The 17075-nt window shown below is 52.1% G+C and carries 16 protein-coding genes and 1 pseudogene; 13 read left to right on the top strand and 4 right to left on the bottom strand.

Annotation, left to right across the window (positions count from 1 at the left end):
* Nucleotides 1-8: 8 nt before the first annotated feature.
* Nucleotides 9-1436 carry a sigma-54-dependent Fis family transcriptional regulator gene (locus ACFK9X_RS16510; protein ID WP_000168925.1) on the bottom strand — a complete coding sequence of 476 codons (1428 nt, stop codon included), beginning with the start codon at nt 1434-1436 and terminating at the stop codon, nt 9-11.
* A 210-nt stretch (nt 1437-1646) separates the two neighbouring features.
* Between ACFK9X_RS16510 and ACFK9X_RS16505 the strand changes: the two are divergent.
* From ACFK9X_RS16505 to hisP, 10 genes and pseudogenes are all read left to right on the top strand, one after another.
* Nucleotides 1647-3044, top strand: a pseudogene (locus ACFK9X_RS16505) (diaminopimelate decarboxylase family protein).
* A 90-nt stretch (nt 3045-3134) separates the two neighbouring features.
* Complete coding sequence (locus ACFK9X_RS16500) at nt 3135-4556, top strand: APC family permease (RefSeq protein ID WP_151117072.1); 1422 nt, start codon at nt 3135-3137, stop codon at nt 4554-4556.
* 1 nt (nt 4557) lies between these two features.
* Nucleotides 4558-5661: an alanine/ornithine racemase family PLP-dependent enzyme gene (locus tag ACFK9X_RS16495; protein WP_151117070.1), complete on the top strand. Its 1104-nt coding sequence runs from the start codon at nt 4558-4560 to the stop codon at nt 5659-5661.
* A gap of 63 nt (nt 5662-5724) precedes the next feature.
* The gene (locus tag ACFK9X_RS16490) at nt 5725-7131 is read left to right on the top strand and encodes an amino acid permease (protein ID WP_000380346.1); all 1407 of its coding nucleotides are present in this window, start codon (nt 5725-5727) and stop codon (nt 7129-7131) included.
* Between the two features lie 26 nt (nt 7132-7157).
* Nucleotides 7158-7727, top strand: coding sequence for a UbiX family flavin prenyltransferase (locus tag ACFK9X_RS16485; RefSeq protein WP_151117068.1), 570 nt, complete (start codon nt 7158-7160; stop codon nt 7725-7727).
* Between the two features lie 288 nt (nt 7728-8015).
* On the top strand, nt 8016-8798 hold the full coding sequence (gene argT / locus ACFK9X_RS16480; RefSeq protein ID WP_000754423.1) for a lysine/arginine/ornithine ABC transporter substrate-binding protein ArgT: 783 nt from the start codon (nt 8016-8018) through the stop codon (nt 8796-8798).
* A gap of 237 nt (nt 8799-9035) precedes the next feature.
* Entirely contained in the window at nt 9036-9818 is a 783-nt protein-coding gene (hisJ, locus tag ACFK9X_RS16475; protein ID WP_000731868.1) for a histidine ABC transporter substrate-binding protein HisJ, read from the top strand.
* A 180-nt stretch (nt 9819-9998) separates the two neighbouring features.
* Nucleotides 9999-10685, top strand: coding sequence for a histidine ABC transporter permease HisQ (locus tag ACFK9X_RS16470; protein WP_151117066.1), 687 nt, complete (start codon nt 9999-10001; stop codon nt 10683-10685).
* Nucleotides 10682-11389 carry a histidine ABC transporter permease HisM gene (hisM, locus tag ACFK9X_RS16465; RefSeq protein ID WP_000569771.1) on the top strand — a complete coding sequence of 236 codons (708 nt, stop codon included), beginning with the start codon at nt 10682-10684 and terminating at the stop codon, nt 11387-11389. Before ACFK9X_RS16470 ends, hisM begins: the two co-directional genes overlap by 4 nt.
* A 13-nt stretch (nt 11390-11402) precedes the next feature.
* Nucleotides 11403-12176, top strand: a complete 774-nt coding sequence (gene hisP / locus ACFK9X_RS16460; RefSeq protein WP_001293591.1) for a histidine ABC transporter ATP-binding protein HisP — start codon at nt 11403-11405, stop codon at nt 12174-12176.
* A 51-nt stretch (nt 12177-12227) separates the two neighbouring features.
* Here the strand turns inward: hisP and ACFK9X_RS16455 are convergent, their stop codons facing one another.
* Nucleotides 12228-13121 carry a TIGR01777 family oxidoreductase gene (locus tag ACFK9X_RS16455; RefSeq protein ID WP_001166274.1) on the bottom strand — a complete coding sequence of 298 codons (894 nt, stop codon included), beginning with the start codon at nt 13119-13121 and terminating at the stop codon, nt 12228-12230.
* A gap of 125 nt (nt 13122-13246) precedes the next feature.
* On the bottom strand, nt 13247-13894 hold the full coding sequence (gene yfcG / locus ACFK9X_RS16450; RefSeq protein ID WP_000566563.1) for a GSH-dependent disulfide bond oxidoreductase: 648 nt from the start codon (nt 13892-13894) through the stop codon (nt 13247-13249).
* A gap of 142 nt (nt 13895-14036) precedes the next feature.
* Between yfcG and yfcF the strand changes: the two genes are divergently transcribed.
* The 3 genes from yfcF to yfcD are packed head-to-tail and all read left to right on the top strand — an operon-like array spanning nt 14037 to nt 15899.
* On the top strand, nt 14037-14681 hold the full coding sequence (gene yfcF, locus ACFK9X_RS16445) for a glutathione transferase (protein ID WP_023205082.1): 645 nt from the start codon (nt 14037-14039) through the stop codon (nt 14679-14681).
* A 55-nt stretch (nt 14682-14736) separates the two neighbouring features.
* Entirely contained in the window at nt 14737-15288 is a 552-nt protein-coding gene (gene yfcE / locus ACFK9X_RS16440) for a phosphodiesterase (protein ID WP_151117064.1), read from the top strand.
* Nucleotides 15289-15344: 56 nt separating this feature from the next.
* The gene (yfcD, locus tag ACFK9X_RS16435; protein WP_000230215.1) at nt 15345-15899 is read left to right on the top strand and encodes an NUDIX hydrolase YfcD; all 555 of its coding nucleotides are present in this window, start codon (nt 15345-15347) and stop codon (nt 15897-15899) included.
* 5 nt (nt 15900-15904) lie between these two features.
* On the opposite strand, the gene ACFK9X_RS16430 is transcribed toward yfcD, so the two are convergent.
* The gene (locus ACFK9X_RS16430) at nt 15905-16924 is read right to left on the bottom strand and encodes a LacI family DNA-binding transcriptional regulator (RefSeq protein ID WP_151117062.1); all 1020 of its coding nucleotides are present in this window, start codon (nt 16922-16924) and stop codon (nt 15905-15907) included.
* Nucleotides 16925-17075: the final 151 nt, after the last annotated feature.

The following is a 17075-nucleotide window of genomic DNA, read 5'->3' as shown; positions in this document are numbered from 1 at the left end:
GGCCGATGTCAATTACGCACCACGCCGAAGCGAATAGCGTATTTTTGTACTTTGTACTGTAACGTGGTGCGCGATACGTTAAGGCTGCGGGCCGCGGCGGCAATATTCCCCTGATGCGTATCCAGCGCGGTTTCTATTAAATGCCTTTCGTAGTTAGCAACTCGTACCTCCAGCGACCCTTCATACTGCGGATCGGGTGACGAGGGAAGGGGATTTTCCGGCGCGGTTTCCGGTACGCCTAAATTTAACTCGTCCTGTTCAAAAATGATGTGTTTGAGCAGCCCGTCTTTTTCCTGCATGATCATGCTGCGTACAATCGCGTTTTCCAGCATCCTGACATTACCCGGCCAGGCGTGATTGAGCAGATCAGCACGCGCCGTCTCGCTTAATCCGTGAATGTCCTGCGGCACGTCATTACGGTATTTATCAATAAAATAATTCGCCAGTAAGGGAATATCTTCCGGGCGGGCGCGCAGCGGCGGTAACGTCAACATTCCGACGCTCAACCGATAAAAAAGATCTGCCCGCAGACGTTCTTGTTGAATTAATTTGACGGGCGCTTCGTTCATGGCGGCAACGATCCTGACATCAGAGTGGAGTTGCTGTTGTCCGCCGAGCCGCCAGAAGGTTTTATCCTGCAAGAATCGCAGCAGCTTACTTTGCATCTCTATCGGCATGGCGTTCAGCTCATCAAGAAAGAGCGTTCCCCCGTTTGCCAGTTCCAGATAGCCCTGGCTATTTTCCGCGCCGGTATAGGCGCCGCGCACGGTGCCGAAAAGCGTACTTTCGATAAGCGTAGGCGGTAGAGCGCCGCAGTTCAGGGCGATAAATGGCTTATTCGCCCGCTTGCTGCATTGATGTATCAGGCGGGAAAATAGCTCCTTACCCGTTCCCGTCTCCCCGACAATCGTCACCGGAATATTACTGGCGGCCAGCCGTTTGGCTTTGGCGATATTACTGAGCATTTCCGGATTTTCGGTAATAATGGCATGGTGCTTCTCATGGTGATCGGCATACAGCAGTTGGTTCAGTTCTACCACCTGCTCCTGGAGCCGCCTGACGCCGGACATATTCCTGCCGATTTCGATAACGCCGACCATGCCGCCATCGCTTGCATAGAGCGGCGCGGTGGTGTGCTGATAGTCAACGGCCTGGCCTCGCGCATTGTAATAAATTTGATAATGGCCAATGTATTCCACGCCTTTTTTTAACGATGAAAGCATCGTACTTTGCGTCTCTTTCATGCCCGGATAGACATCCAGCATATGTTTTCCCATTGCCCGTTCAATACTATAGCCGTCCAGATCCGCGCTTTCCTGATTGTAGTAAACGTATTCACCACGCTCATTAATGACGGCCAACGGCTGATGAATCAAATCGAAAAAGCGGGAAAACATCCTGAGCGCCGAGGCCAGCTCCTGATTGGTGGATGCCATATATGCATTCCTCATATCTATTGTTCATGTTGTCATTATAAAAGTGACGAATTTTCGTCGTTGTGATGAATAGCAAACTCAATGACGAAAATGAGAAAAAGTTTATTTTTATAAGTAATTGATTATTTTGATAAAAAATAGTGGCATGCCTTTTGCTTTATCCCTGTAAAGAATGCGGATTTTTACCATAAACATTAAGCAGAGGGCGTTATGACTGACTCGATTATGCAGAATTACAACCAGCTACGTGAGCAGGTAATCAACGGCGATCGCCGTTTCCAGCACAAAGACGGTCATTTGTGTTTTGAAGGGGTCGATCTGGACGCTCTGGCGCGCTAGTACCCCACGCCGTTCTATGTGTTTTCTGAGCCGGAGATTATTCGTAACATTCATGAAATCCAGCAGGCATTTGCGGCGCATAAAAATACCAAAACCTTCTTTGCGTCAAAAACCTGCTCGGTCATGGGGGTGTTGAAAGCCATTCGTGACGCCGGAATTTGCGCGGAGGCAAACTCACAATATGAGGTTCGCAAGTGCCTGGAGATAGGCTTTCGCGGCGATCAGATCGTCTTCAACGGCGTGGTGAAAAAGCCTGCCGATCTGGAATATGCCATCGCTAACGATCTGTATCTTATTAATGTTGATAGCCTGTATGAGCTGGAACATATTGATGCCATCTCTCGCAAGCTGAAGAAAGTCGCCAATGTTTGCGTCCGCGTAGAGCCGAATGTTCCCTCGGCGACGCATGCGGAACTGGTTACCGCTTTCCATGCGAAGTCAGGTCTCGACCTGGAACAGGCGGAAGAAACCTGCCGCCGCATTCTGGCGATGCCTTATGTGCATTTGCGCGGCTTGCATATGCATGTGGGTGATCAGGTGCCGGAGTCAGAGCCTTTCGCAAAAGCGACTAAAGTGCTGGTGGATGAATCCCGTCGCCTGGAAGAGGTGCTTGGTATTAAATTTGATTTGATCAACGTGGGCGGCGGAATTCCGGTTCCCTATAAATATGACGACGAGAATGGCGACCCGTTAAAAGATAATATGTATGCCGGTATTACCGCCCAGGATTTTGCCGATGCGGTCATTCGCGAAGTGCATAAATGGCGTACCGATGTGGAAATATGTATTGAACCCGGACGTAAAGTGACCGGGTCGGCGGCGGTTTTACTGACGGAAGTCTCCTGCGAAAAACGTAAAACAAATTACGATCTTAACGGCAATGTGGAATGCCACGTTGAATGGAAATTTGTCGACGCTGGTTACAGCGTACTCTCTGACAGCCAGCATTTTGACTGGTTCTTTTATGTCTATAACGCCTCTCGCATGACGGCAGCGCACGACGCCTGGATAAAATTAGCCGGGCCGCTGTGTGATGGCGGAGATTATTTCCACATGGGGGCGAAAGGCGAAGAGTTTTTACTGCCGAAGGAGACTCATGTTGGCGATATTGTCGCGTTTCTTGATGCGGGGGCATACACCATTGAAAGTCAAACCGTTTATAACAACCGTCCGCGCACGGGCGTGGTGATGATCGATAAAAATGGTGAGACGCGTCTGATTCGTCGGGAAGACAGTTACGAAGATATGGTCAAGTACGACATTTATTAATACTGTTTTGGGCTTCAGTTTCATGCTGAAGCCCGTCGTCAGATGATAAGAAGAGGGCAGTGATGCCTGAATGCATAACAGGAGATGGCCATGAGTAACACGAATTCTGGCTTACTTGGCATCAAAGACATTGTCTTTATGAATGTCATCGCTATTCTGAGTTTGCGGCAAATCCCTAACGTGGCGCCTTACGGGGCATCGGCCATGTTGTTATGGGTGATCGCCGCATTCTGCTTGTTTTTTCCTTTAGCGATGGTATGCGGCGAGCTGTCAACCGGCTGGCCGAAAGATGGCGGGATATTTGTCTGGATTAAAGAGGCATTTGGTAAACGTATTGCATGGATTGTTGTGGTTTGTTTTCTCTTTTCCTGCGTACTGTTTTTCCCATTAATGCTGCAATTCGGCTTTACCGCGTTGGGCTATATGATCGGCGGCGGCCTGGCGGAAAATAAAGCATTTATCGGTATTGGTTCCGCGGTAATTTTCTGGCTATTAACGCTGATGAATATCCGCGGGATGGAATGGACAAAAATTATTAATAGCATCAGCGCCTGGTGCGGCGTATTTATTCCCTCCGCCATCCTCATTTTACTGGCGGTGATATGGCTATGTACCGGACACCAGATGCAGACGGACTACACTACAGCGAAAAACTGGATTCCGGATCTCGGACACTGGGATACGATCGTTTTCTTATCCAGCATGATGTTTGCGTTTGCCGGACTGGAGGTCGCCCCGATGATTGCCGGGCGTACCCGTAATCCACAGCGTGATTTTCCGCGAGCGATGGCCGTCTCCGCTGCCGTTATCGTTGGGATCTATATGGTCGGTACCTGGGCGCTAAACACGCTTTTACCCGCCGGGAAAACCGACATTGTGGCAGGCGTCATGCAGGCTATGCATGCTGCTGCGGACACGCTGCATATGCCGTGGTTAATTCCTGTTATGGCCATCTGTATGTTTTTTGGCGCTCTCGGGCAGATTAACTCCTGGCTGGTGGGGCCGATTTATATGCTCCAGGAAGCTTCGCGTGAAGATAATCTGCTGGGGGACCGAATCGGCAAATTACATCCGGTGTGGAAAACGCCCGCCTTTGCCTTGACTGTACAGGCGATTATTGTCACGGTCCTGTGTTTTTCGACTTTTATTTCGCCAAGCGTTGCGGCGGCTTACTGGATGTTAACGGCGCTAACGACCATCACCTATTTTATTCCTTACCTGGTGATGTTCCCGGCGTTCTGGCGTTTACGTAAGACTCAGCCGGATACGCCAAGAAGTTTTAAAATTCCGGGCAAGGTTTTACCGGCTATTTTACCCGCGCTGGGCTTTCTTTCTATCGCCTTTGCCGTTGCGCTGTTATTTATTCCGCCTTCTCAAATTGATATGGGCGGATATTTCCAGTACGCCGGGAAAATTATTGGCGGAGCCGTGCTGGCGGTTGTCGTCGCGGAGTACATTTACCATCGGGCGCAGAAACGTAATGCCCGTTTAAGCATGGCGGGAGGAAAATAAAATGTATATGCCAGTTCTGGAAATAAATCTACGCAAGCTGGAAGAAAACGCCCGCACGGAAAAAGCTCTGCTGGCAAGTAGCGGTATTGACGTGATGGCTGTCAATAAAGTTTTTGACGGCTGCGTGGAAACCGCGCAGGCGGTGTTCAACGGCGGAATTACCGTTATCGCTGAATCACGAACCTATAATTTGAAAAAAATACGCGAGACAGGATGTACGACCTGCCTGTTACGCAGTCCGTGTCTGAGTGAAATCGAAGATGTGGTGCGCTACGCGGATATTAGTTTAAATAGCGAGCCGGTGGTATTACGGGCATTATCGCAAGAAGCCCAACGCCAGGGGAAAACGCATCAGGTATTACTGATGGTGGATATGGGCGATTTACGCGAGGGTATCTGGTTTGGTGAATATCAATGCATTCTTGAGACCGTGACTCTGATTACTGGTCTGCCCGGTCTGGAATTATATGGACTGGGCACCAACTTTAATTGTTACGGCACCGTGTTGCCAACGGTAAAAAATGGCGAGGATTTTCTGGCGCTGGCCGCCCGGCTGGAAGCTGACAGCGGTATTCCTGTCCGGCGGCTTTCTGCGGGAAACTGCACCAGCTATCACCTGCTGGATAAAGGTATCTGGCCGCAGGGACTGAATCATCTGCGCATCGGCGGACTGCATGAATTCGGCATTGAATATGTGGACATGAAATACCTGAATGAATTTCACCACTCCGCAAAACCGGTCGATAAAGCCTGTTCCGATATGTATATCCTGGAAGCGGAAATCATCGAACTGAACAGTAAACCTACCGTCCCGGTCGGGGTGCTGGGCGTCGATGCCTTTTTGCAAAGTAAAACCTTTGTCGATCGTGGCATACGCCGACGCGCATTGCTGGCGTTTGGTCGCCAGGATGTGCCGTCGGATAACTGTGTGCCATGCGACGACGCTATCACTATCTTAGGGCAAACCAGCGATCATACGCTGGTGGATATTGAAGATTGTCGTCAGTCGCTAAAAGTAGGCGATGTGGTTCGCTTTGAGCTGGATTATACGGGCCTGTTAATGGCCTGCCAGACCAAAGGCGTCGCCTGGAGGTTTACGCGTTAACGCATAACCGCCGCGGCTATGTCGCGGCGGCATCTTTGACCTCACACAAGACAGGGAGTAACGATGGATACCCTGCAACAACCACCGCCAGCAGAGCCCGAAGGCGGTCTGCGGCGTAACCTGAAGAAGCGGCATCTGCTGATGATGTCGTTGGGCGGCACGATTGGCACCGGCTTATTTATCGGCATTGCCGAACCGTTAAGCAGCGTCGGGCCGGCGGGAACCTTACTGGCCTATCTGTTTGCCGGAAGCATTATGCTGGCGACGATGATGTGTCTTGGCGAATTATCATGCGCCTTTCCTCACTCCGGTTCATTTCAACATTACGCGCTGATGTTTATGCCGTCACCTTGCTGGAGCTATACCATTGGCTGGCTTTACTGGTTTAGCTGGGTCTTTTCCCTTGCGGCCGACCTCACTGCCGCAGGGTTTATTGCTCACCAGTTTTTCCCCGCGGTTCCGGTATATATGTTCTGCCTGGCGATTCTGCTCATCCTGACGGCCATCAATCTCACCTCCGCAAAAAGTTTTGGCGAATGCGAATACTGGCTTTCGGCCATTAAGGTTTTCGCGATCGTGCTGTTTATTTGCGCGGGCGGGGTCATGATCTACTCGCTAATGGGCCATAGTGACTGGCACCCGACGTTAAAAACAGACGGAATGTGGTTTCCCCACGGTTGGGAGCAAATTGTGGTCTGTATGACGATCGTGATTTACTCCTTCCAGGGGGTGGAACTGGTAGGAAATGCGGCAGGGGAGACCGAATCGCCGCACATTATTTTACCGAAAGTGATCCTGGGGATCGGTCTCAGAATCATTTTGTTTTACGGCCTGGCGATTGCGGTGCTGGCGCTGGTCTATCCGCATGAACTGACGCCAAATGGACAAAGTCCCTTTGTATGGGTATTCTCCCACGCGGGCATTCCGGGGGCGGATACGCTGATGACGCTGGTGATCTTTTCCGCCGCGGTTTCTGCCGCTAACTCGGCCATTTACGCCAGTTCGCGTATGCTGTGGTCTATGGCGGGCGATCGCTTTGCGCCAGCCTGCTTTGGTAAAACGAACGGCGGCGGCGTGCCGGTGTATGCTATTTTAATCACGGCCTTGCTGGCGTTGGTGTCGTTGCTGACCCGCTATATTCCCGCACAGCAATTTTATTTATATCTGATCGCCAGTACCGGGCAGGTGGGTTGCCTGGCATGGATAACCATCGGATGGTGCCAGTATCGTTTCCGACAATCGGTGCGTAATGGAACGTACGCCAGCGATTTGCTACGCTATCGATCGCCGCTTTTCCCCTGGACGGCCCGATTTGTCATTATCACCAATTTTGCCATTATGGTCGGCACCTGGTTTAGTGAGCAGGGGGTAGTGATAATGTTGGTTGAGCTGGCTTTTATGATAGGGATTCTTTTGTCATGGTATCTCTTCAGACCCACTTTGAGCCGATTACGTAACACAGTGGGATGAACGGCACTCGTAAACGGTAAGAGAACATGAAACGACTCATTGTAGGAATTAGCGGCGCCAGCGGAGCGATTTATGGCGTGCGCTTATTACAAATTTTGCGCGATGTCGATAGCGTGGAAACGCATCTGGTGATGAGCCAGGCGGCCCGGCAAACGCTGGCGCTGGAGACCCATTTTTCGCTGCGCGAGGTGCAGGCGCTGGCCGATGTGACGCACGATGCGCGCGACATTGCCGCCAGCATTTCCTCCGGCTCTTACCCGACGGCGGGAATGGTTATCCTGCCTTGTTCGATTAAAACGCTGTCGGGGATTGTCCACAGTTATACTGACGGACTGCTTACCCGCGCGGCGGATGTGATATTAAAAGAGCGGCGACCTCTGGTGCTGTGTGTGCGCGAAACGCCGCTGCATATCGGGCATTTGCGTTTAATGACCCGGGCCGCTGAGATAGGCGCGGTGATTATGCCGCCGGTTCCGGCTTTTTATCATCTTCCTCAGACGTTAGATGATGTTATAAATCAAACGGTTAACCGAGTTTTGGATCAGTTTGATATCCCCCTTCCGCACGATCTTTTTGTTCGCTGGCAGGGCGCATAGCGTTGTCTGTTTAGCGTGCATTATTGTCCCTGTTGCCCTGTTTTAGGGCAATTTTGTAACCGCGATCATATCCTCAACATTTAATTCGTTAAAAGCCGCCGAAACGCTGCGGTTCAACCGTCATACCTGCTATCTTCAACATCAGGACAATATTGCAACGTTTTATTAACAAATTTAACGTCGAATCGTTTTGCTGACGTGAAAATGGCATAAGACCTGCATGAAAAAGTCTGCAAACACACAACGCCACGTAAAACATAAGAAAATGACGCCACTTGAGGGGTATGTATGAAGAAGACCGTTCTCGCTTTGTCTTTGCTGATAGGTCTGGGCGCGACGGCGGCCAGTTACGCCGCGCTCCCACAAACGGTTCGTATTGGAACAGATACCACCTACGCGCCTTTCTCATCAAAAGATGCCAAAGGCGAGTTTATTGGCTTTGATATCGATCTCGGTAATGAAATGTGTAAGCGTATGCAGGTGAAATGTACCTGGGTCGCCAGCGACTTTGATGCGCTTATTCCCTCACTAAAAGCGAAAAAAATTGATGCCATTATTTCATCGCTCTCTATCACTGATAAACGCCAGCAAGAAATTGCGTTTTCCGACAAACTTTACGCGGCGGATTCACGCCTGATTGCGGCAAAAGGGTCTCCCATTCAGCCGACGCTGGAATCGCTGAAAGGCAAGCATGTCGGCGTGCTGCAAGGGTCCACGCAAGAGGCTTACGCCAATGATAACTGGCGCACTAAAGGTGTGGATGTGGTGGCTTATGCCAACCAGGATCTTATCTATTCCGATTTAACCGCCGGTCGTCTGGATGCCGCATTGCAGGATGAAGTCGCCGCCAGCGAAGGTTTCCTGAAGCAGCCAGCGGGCAAAGAGTATGCGTTTGCCGGTCCTTCCGTGAAGGATAAAAAATATTTTGGCGACGGGACGGGGGTTGGGCTGCGCAAAGACGATACCGAGCTAAAAGCCGCGTTTGATAAAGCGCTGACCGAACTGCGCCAGGACGGAACTTACGACAAAATGGCCAAAAAGTACTTCGATTTTAATGTTTACGGCGATTGAGGGAAGGGGATAACGCGCCGCGCTGGGGAACTATCACGGTGCAAAATAGATGTTTTGCACCTTTTTGGTGCATAAGCCGTTGCGGAACAGGCGCATAAATGCATACTTAATCGATTTTTATGCAAAATAAACCGGCTGACAAGGTAGAATGCTTTGCCTTGTCGGCCTGATTAATGGCACGATAGTCGCATCGGATCTGTAAAGATCTCCTGGAAAGACAGTCTGTTGAGGATAGTTATGAAAAAACTGGCGTTATCCCTTTCTCTGGTGCTGGCATTTTCCAGCGCTACCGCAGCATTTGCCGCTATTCCACAAAAGATTCGTATCGGTACCGATCCTACATACGCACCGTTTGAATCCAAAAATGCACAAGGTGAATTGGTCGGCTTTGATATCGATCTGGCCAAAGAGCTGTGCAAACGTATCAACACACAGTGTACGTTCGTGGAAAACCCGCTGGATGCGCTGATTCCGTCTTTAAAAGCGAAGAAAATTGATGCCATCATGTCCTCGCTGTCCATCACTGAAAAGCGCCAGCAGGAAATCGCGTTTACCGACAAGCTTTACGCCGCTGATTCCCGTCTGGTGGTGGCGAAGAACTCTGATATTCAGCCGACCGTCGCGTCGCTGAAAGGCAAGCGCGTCGGCGTGCTACAAGGGACGACGCAGGAGACCTTCGGCAATGAGCACTGGGCGCCGAAAGGGATTGAGATCGTCTCTTACCAGGGGCAGGACAACATTTATTCCGATCTGACGGCTGGTCGTATTGATGCAGCGTTCCAGGACGAGGTCGCGGCCAGCGAAGGTTTCCTTAAACAGCCCGTCGGAAAAGACTATAAATTCGGCGGCCCGGCGGTGAAAGATGAGAAGTTATTCGGCGTAGGAACCGGTATGGGGCTGCGCAAAGAAGATAACGAGCTGCGCGAAGCGCTGAATAAAGCCTTTGCTGAAATGCGTGCTGACGGTACTTACGAAAAGCTGGCGAAAAAGTACTTTGATTTTGATGTTTATGGCGGTTAATCACCGTCGGTGCAGATAAAGCCCAAAGAATGTTGACTGTCTGCATTGCCTGATGGCGCTGTGCATGTCAGGCCTACGGAGCATCGTAGGCCGGGCAAGGCACAGCCGCCATCCGGCGTGATGTGAGGCAAAAATGCAAAAGAGGCTTCTTACTTCACCACACACAACAGGACAGGCTGCATGTTGTACGGGTTTTCAGGCGTAATTTTACAGGGCGCGATCGTCACGCTGGAACTGGCGCTCAGTTCCGTGGTGCTGGCCGTGCTTATTGGTCTCGTCGGCGCGGGGGCGAAGCTTTCGCAAAACCGGGTAACGGGGCTTATTTTTGAAGGGTACACCACCCTGATTCGCGGGGTGCCGGATCTGGTCTTAATGCTGCTGATATTTTACGGATTGCAAATCGCGCTTAACGTGGTGACCGATTCGCTGGGTATCGACCAGATAGATATTGATCCGATGGTGGCCGGTATTATCACCCTTGGTTTCATCTACGGCGCCTATTTTACCGAAACCTTTCGCGGCGCGTTTATGGCGGTGCCGAAAGGCCATATCGAGGCGGCGACGGCCTTTGGTTTTACCCACGGGCAAACCTTCCGGCGGATTATGTTCCCGGCGATGATGCGTTACGCCCTGCCGGGGATCGGCAATAACTGGCAGGTGATACTCAAAGCGACGGCGCTGGTGTCGCTGCTGGGCCTGGAAGATGTCGTCAAAGCCACGCAGCTTGCCGGTAAAAGCACCTGGGAGCCTTTCTATTTTGCCGTGGTCTGTGGACTTATCCACCTGGTATTTACCACCGTTTCCAATGGTGTGCTGCTCTTACTTGAGCGTCGCTATTCCGTGGGCGTGAAGAGGGCCGATTTGTGATTGAGATCATTCAGGAGTACTGGAAATCCCTGCTGTGGACGGATGGCTATCGTTTTACCGGCGTGGCGATTACGCTGTGGCTGTTAATTTCATCGGTGGTGATGGGCGGTCTTCTGGCGGTGATTCTGGCGGTAGGTCGCGTTTCCAGTAATAAATTCATCCGTTTTCCCATCTGGCTGTTTACGTATATTTTTCGCGGCACGCCGCTGTACGTACAGCTACTGGTGTTCTATTCGGGGATGTATACGCTGGAGATAGTCAAAGGCACCGATCTTCTTAACGCGTTTTTCCGCAGTGGACTGAACTGTACCGTACTGGCGCTGACGCTGAATACCTGCGCGTACACCACGGAAATTTTCGCGGGGGCGATTCGTTCGGTACCGCACGGTGAAATTGAAGCGGCACGGGCCTATGGCTTCTCGTCATTTAAAATGTATCGCTGCATTATTTTGCCGTCGGCATTACGCATCGCCTTGCCTGCCTACAGCAACGAAGTGATTTTAATGCTGCACTCTACGGCGCTGGCGTTTACCGCGACGGTGCCGGATTTGTTGAAAATCGCCCGCGATATTAACTCAGCGACTTACCAGCCGTTTACCGCGTTTGGCATTGCCGCCGTGTTGTATTTACTCATTTCGTATGTCCTGATAAGCCTGTTCCGTCGGGCGGAAAGACGCTGGTTGCAGCACGTGTCCTCTAAATAATTCGAGTAACATGATGTCAGAAAATAAATTACACGTTATCGATTTGCACAAACGCTACGGCGGTCATGAAGTGCTGAAAGGGGTATCGCTGCAGGCCCGCGCCGGAGATGTGATTAGCATCATCGGCTCGTCCGGCTCCGGTAAAAGCACTTTTTTGCGCTGCATTAACTTCCTCGAAAAACCGAGCGAAGGCGCGATTATCGTGAACGGTCAGAACATTAATCTGGTGCGCGACAAAGACGGGCAGCTCAAAGTGGCGGATAAAAATCAGCTACGCTTGTTGCGTACCCGCCTGACGATGGTGTTTCAGCACTTTAACCTCTGGAGTCACATGACGGTGCTGGAAAATGTGATGGAAGCGCCGATTCAGGTACTGGGATTAAGCAAGCACGACGCGCGCGAGCGGGCGTTGAAATATCTGGCGAAGGTGGGGATTGATGAGCGCGCTCAGGGCAAATATCCCGTTCATCTCTCCGGTGGCCAACAGCAGCGCGTTTCTATTGCGCGCGCGCTGGCGATGGAACCTGACGTTTTACTGTTCGATGAACCCACTTCGGCGCTCGATCCTGAACTGGTCGGCGAAGTGTTGCGCATCATGCAACAACTGGCGGAAGAAGGCAAAACGATGGTGGTGGTCACGCATGAAATGGGCTTCGCTCGCCATGTCTCTTCGCACGTTATTTTTCTGCATCAGGGGAAAATTGAAGAAGAGGGTGATCCGGAGCAGGTGTTCGGCAATCCGCAAAGCCCGCGTTTACAGCAATTCCTGAAAGGCTCGCTGAAATAAAAGAAGCCCGGCGGCGCATCGCTTACCGGGCAGGATACGGCGCTTTAGGAACTAGCGAATCACATCCGCCAGCGCCTCTTCTAAATCATACCAGCGAAATGCGAACCCGGCGGCTTCAAGCCGTTTTGGCAGCGCCCGCTGTCCGCCCAGCACCAGCACTGACGACTCTCCCATCAATAAGCGAATTGCCGTCGCCGGAATGCGAATAATCGCCGGACGGCGCAGCGCGCGACCCAGCGCATGAGCAAAATGCTCATTATGGACGGGATACGGCGAGACCATATTGAAGGGACCGCGAAGATCGTTATCCAGCAGCCACAGGATGCCGTTGACCATATCGTCGATGTGAATCCAGGCCAGATATTGCCGACCATTACCCACCGGACCGCCGAGTCCGAGGCGAAACGGCGGAACCATTTTCCCCAGAATCCCGCCTTGCGGCGCCAGGACAACGCCGGTACGCAGCAGGCAGACGCGGGTCTGGTCGCTCTGCGCACGACAGGCAATCTGTTCCCAGCGGGCGCAAAGTTTATGCGTAAATTCGTTGTGCGGCGGCTCATCTTCAGTGACGACAACGTCGCCCAGATCGCCGTAATAGCCCGTGGCGGAGCCGGATATCAACACCGAGGGCGGCGTAGCGCTGGCATGAATTAAATCCACCAACTTTTGCGTGATAGCCCAGCGGCTTTGGCACAACCGTTCTTTTTGTTGCGAGGTCCAGCGCTTGTCGGCAATCGGTTCGCCCGCCAGATTGATGATGGCATCAATCTCATTGAGGTGCTCACGTTCCGCCAGCCCTTTCCATAATGTCACTCTGGAATCGAGAATCTGACGCGCGTTATCGGGATTGCGCGTAACAACCGTCACCTGATGCCCCAGTGTTAACAGCCGGGGAATGAGATGACGCCCTATCAGGCCCGTACCGCCGGTAATCAGAATCTGCATATGACCTCCAGAGTAGGGAGGATTTCCTCTTCCCTAATGTCAGGTTTTTAATACGAATAAGGGTGCCGGACGCAGGTTTTTTCCGTGTATACACCTCTACATCATACATGATGTATGCCACCGCGTTACGCTTTCGTACTGTTACAGTGCAGTTGCGCTTGTAACAGTGCGCGCGCTGTCGCAGGACGCGTGCGAATGCGTTCAAACCAGTTATACACCGCCGGGTAGGTATCAAGATCGATTCGCTGACGCTGATGTGCGTTAACCCACGGCCAACTGGCAATATCCGCAATACTGTAGTGGTCGCCGCCCAGCCACGGGGAGGTTTCCAGGCGTTTATTCAGGACGTTGTATAAGCGTTGCGTTTCAACCTGATAGCGTTCAATCGCATAGGGGATGGCCTGCGGCGCAAAATGGTTAAAGTGGTGATTCTGGCCCAGCATCGGCCCTAACCCGCCGACCTGCCAGAACAGCCATTGCAGCGTGGTATGGCGTTCACGCAGTTCCCCGCTAAGCAGTTTGCCGCTTTTTTCCGCCAGGTAGAGAAGAATTTCGCCGGATTCAAAAAGACTAAGCGGTTGACCGCCGTCTGCCGGGGCGTGATCGACGATGGCAGGAATTTTATTATTGGGAGAGATAGCCAAAAAATCAGGGCGAAACTGATTGCCCTTGCTGATATCTACTTTTAGCAAACGATACGCCAGCTCCGCCTCTTCCAGAAACAGCGTTATTTTATGCCCGTTGGGCGTGGGGGCGTAGTAAAGGTCAATCATTTTGGCTCCTGCATGTGCGTAAAGAGTCTGGGCTGAATTAAGTATAGAAAGCCTCCTGATGTGTGTGAGTTTTCATCAGGTGACAGCAGGCGAAAGACGCTATATTTTGGGAAGAAACTTAATACGCCCTCAAGAGGACATTATGAGTAAGCCTGTTATTGTGCTGTGGTCGGATGCGAACTTTTTCTCTCCCTACGTCTTGTCCGCCTGGGTGGCATTACAAGAAAAAGGGCTTTCCTTTACTCTGAAAACCCGCGATCTGGACCAGGGAGAACATCTGCAACCTGGCTGGCGGGGATATACGCTGACGCAGCGCGTACCGGTGCTTGAGGCCGACAATTTTGAGCTGAGCGAGTCGTCCGCTATTGCGGAATACCTGGAGGAGCGTTTCGCGCCGCCGCAGTGGGAGCGTATCTACCCGCACGATTTACAAAAACGCGCCCGCGCGCGACAGATTCAGGCGTGGCTACGCAGCGATTTACTGCCGCTTCGCGAAGAACGGCCTACCGACGTGGTGTTTGCCGGGGCGAAAAAAGCGCCGCTAAGCGAGGCTGGAAAAGCCAGCGCGGCAAAACTGTTTGCGACGGCTGAAGCGCTATTGGGGCAGGGGACGCAAAATTTATTTGGTGAATGGTGCATTGCCGATACCGATCTGGCATTGATGATCAATCGTCTGGCGCTGCATGGCGATGACGTGCCGGCGTCGCTGGCGGCGTATGCGACATTCCAGTGGCAGCGTGCTTCCGTACAGCGTTTTATTGCGCTTTCCTCGAAGCGTTCAGGCTGAAAATCTATTCATATTCCAGTATCATAACGCCGTTTTTCACAACGAGGAGTGAGCGATGAAACTGATGTTCGCATCGGACATTCATGGTTCTTTACCCGCCACGGAACGCGTGCTTGAGCGGTTCGCGCAAAGCGGCGCGCGTTGGCTGGTGATATTAGGCGATGTCCTTAACCACGGGCCGCGAAATGCGCTGCCTGAAGGCTATGCGCCCGCCCAGGTCGCCGAACGCCTGAACGCGGTGGCGACGCAAATCATTGCCGTGCGCGGCAACTGCGATAGCGAAGTGGATCAGATGCTGCTGCATTTCCCGATAACTGCGCCGTGGCAGCAAATATTGACGCAAGAGAGGCGGCTATTTTTAACGCATGGGCACCTCTTCGGGCCGACGCATCTGCCCGCTCTGCATACTGGCGATGTGTTGGTCTATGGTCATACGCATCTGCCGGTGGCGCAACAGCAGGAAGGACTGTATCACTTTAATCCTGGGTCAGTGAGCATCCCGAAAGGCGGGTATGCGGCAAGCTACGGTATTCTGGATGATAATGTGTTGAGCGTAATCGCACTCAATGATCAAAGTATCATTGCGCAGGTTGCAATTAACTCGTAATTTACCTCACAAACGTAAATGCGCCGTAAGAGCGCCAGAAATAAGAAGGTTTCCTGATGGTGGAACAGCGTCGTTTGGCAAGTACGGAATGGGTGGATATTGTGAATGAAGACAATGAAGTCATTGCACAGTCCAGCCGGGAACAGATGCGTGCGCAACGCTTACGGCATCGTGCGACGTATATCGTCGTTCATGATGGTATGGGTAAAATTTTGGTGCAGCGTCGTACCGAAACAAAAGATTTTTTGCCCGGTATGTTAGATGCTACCGCAGGTGGCGTGGTCCAGGCTGATGAGCAGCTACTGGAATCTGCCCGCCGCGAAGCGGAAGAAGAGTTGGGTATTGCAGGCGTGCCGTTTGCCGAACACGGTCTGTTTTACTTTGAAGACCAACATTGCCGGGTTTGGGGCGCGCTGTTTAGCTGCGTTTCCCACGGGCCTTTCGCGCTTCAGGAAGATGAAGTCAGCGAAGTGTGTTGGCTGACTCCGGAGGAGATCACCGCGCGCTGTGATGAGTTTACGCCGGACTCGCTCAAAGCGCTGGCGCTGTGGATGACCCGCAACGCCAAAAACGAAGCTGCGCTTCAGGAGAAACCGGAAGAGACGGAATAAGCGTTTTAGCAGCTTTCCCGCATACATAAACTGGAGGCGATGGATTTTCGATCGCTCCAGTTTCCCTGATTTAACCTTTCCAACAGCGCCCGTCCGGCTTCACTGCCAATCTTACGGTGCGGTACGGCCATGGTGGTTAACGGCGGCTGGCAGACCCGGCTGACATCGCTATCGCCAAACCCGACCACCGCTAAATCGTCCGGAACTTTGATCCGCCGTCGTTGGCACTCGTATAACGCGCCGCAGGCCAGCTCATCCGATACGCATACCAGCGCGTCCAGCTCCGGCCACGCCAGTAAAAACTCCGGCAGTTGCGACGCGCCGGTAGAAAAATTGGGCGGCAAGGCGGCATTAATCACCCGGTTTGGCGACATATGGTGGCGAAGCATCGCTTTGTACCAGCCGTGCAGATGTTGCTGAAAAATCCACTGCTCCTGATTGGCGCATAGCAGCCCGATATTCTGATAACCGCGCTGAATCAGCATTTCCGTCAGCTCATACATTGCCGCAACGTTATCAATACCGATATTCATATCAATAGGATCGCTGCGAATCGCGCCCATCTCCATCACCGGGATAGAGGCATTTTTCAGCCACTGGCGCACGGTAGTGCTATGTTCGACGCTAAGCAGAATCGCCGCGGCAATGTTGGAGGCCAGCAGCGTTTCGAGCAGCTTCTCCTCTTGTTCCACGCGATGCTGCGATTCCGCCAGCATTATCTGGTAGCCTGCGGGCTGTAAAATTTGTTGCAGCCCGGCGAACATTTCAGAACACCCCGCTTCCGTAAGGTTCGGTACGACCATCGCGATGGTGTGCGAGGAGGCAGACGCCAGCGCGCTGGCGGCGAGATTGGGCATATAGCCCAGCTCATGCACTGCCGCTTCGATTTTCTCCCGGAGTTTATCAGAGACCTGTTCCGGTGTGCGTAAGGCTCGTGATACGGTCATCGTGCCTACACCGGCAAGTTGGGCTACATCGGCGATAGTCACTTTACCGGTACTGCGCCGTTTACGGGGTATCGACATACAAATTCCTGCGTCATTACAACATGTTGAGATGCTTTTTTATTGTCGTTCTTTGCTTCGCATGACTGGCAGTATACGCCTTAAATCCGCTTTTTTGCTGTGATTTCACACCATGATTTTAATTTGATAGCGCTATCACAATTCTGAGTAA

Source organism: Salmonella sp. WC3 (assembly GCF_042932255.1).
In the GTDB taxonomy this organism is placed as follows: domain Bacteria; phylum Pseudomonadota; class Gammaproteobacteria; order Enterobacterales; family Enterobacteriaceae; genus Salmonella; species Salmonella enterica.
This window is presented reverse-complemented; position numbering and strand designations above follow the sequence as displayed.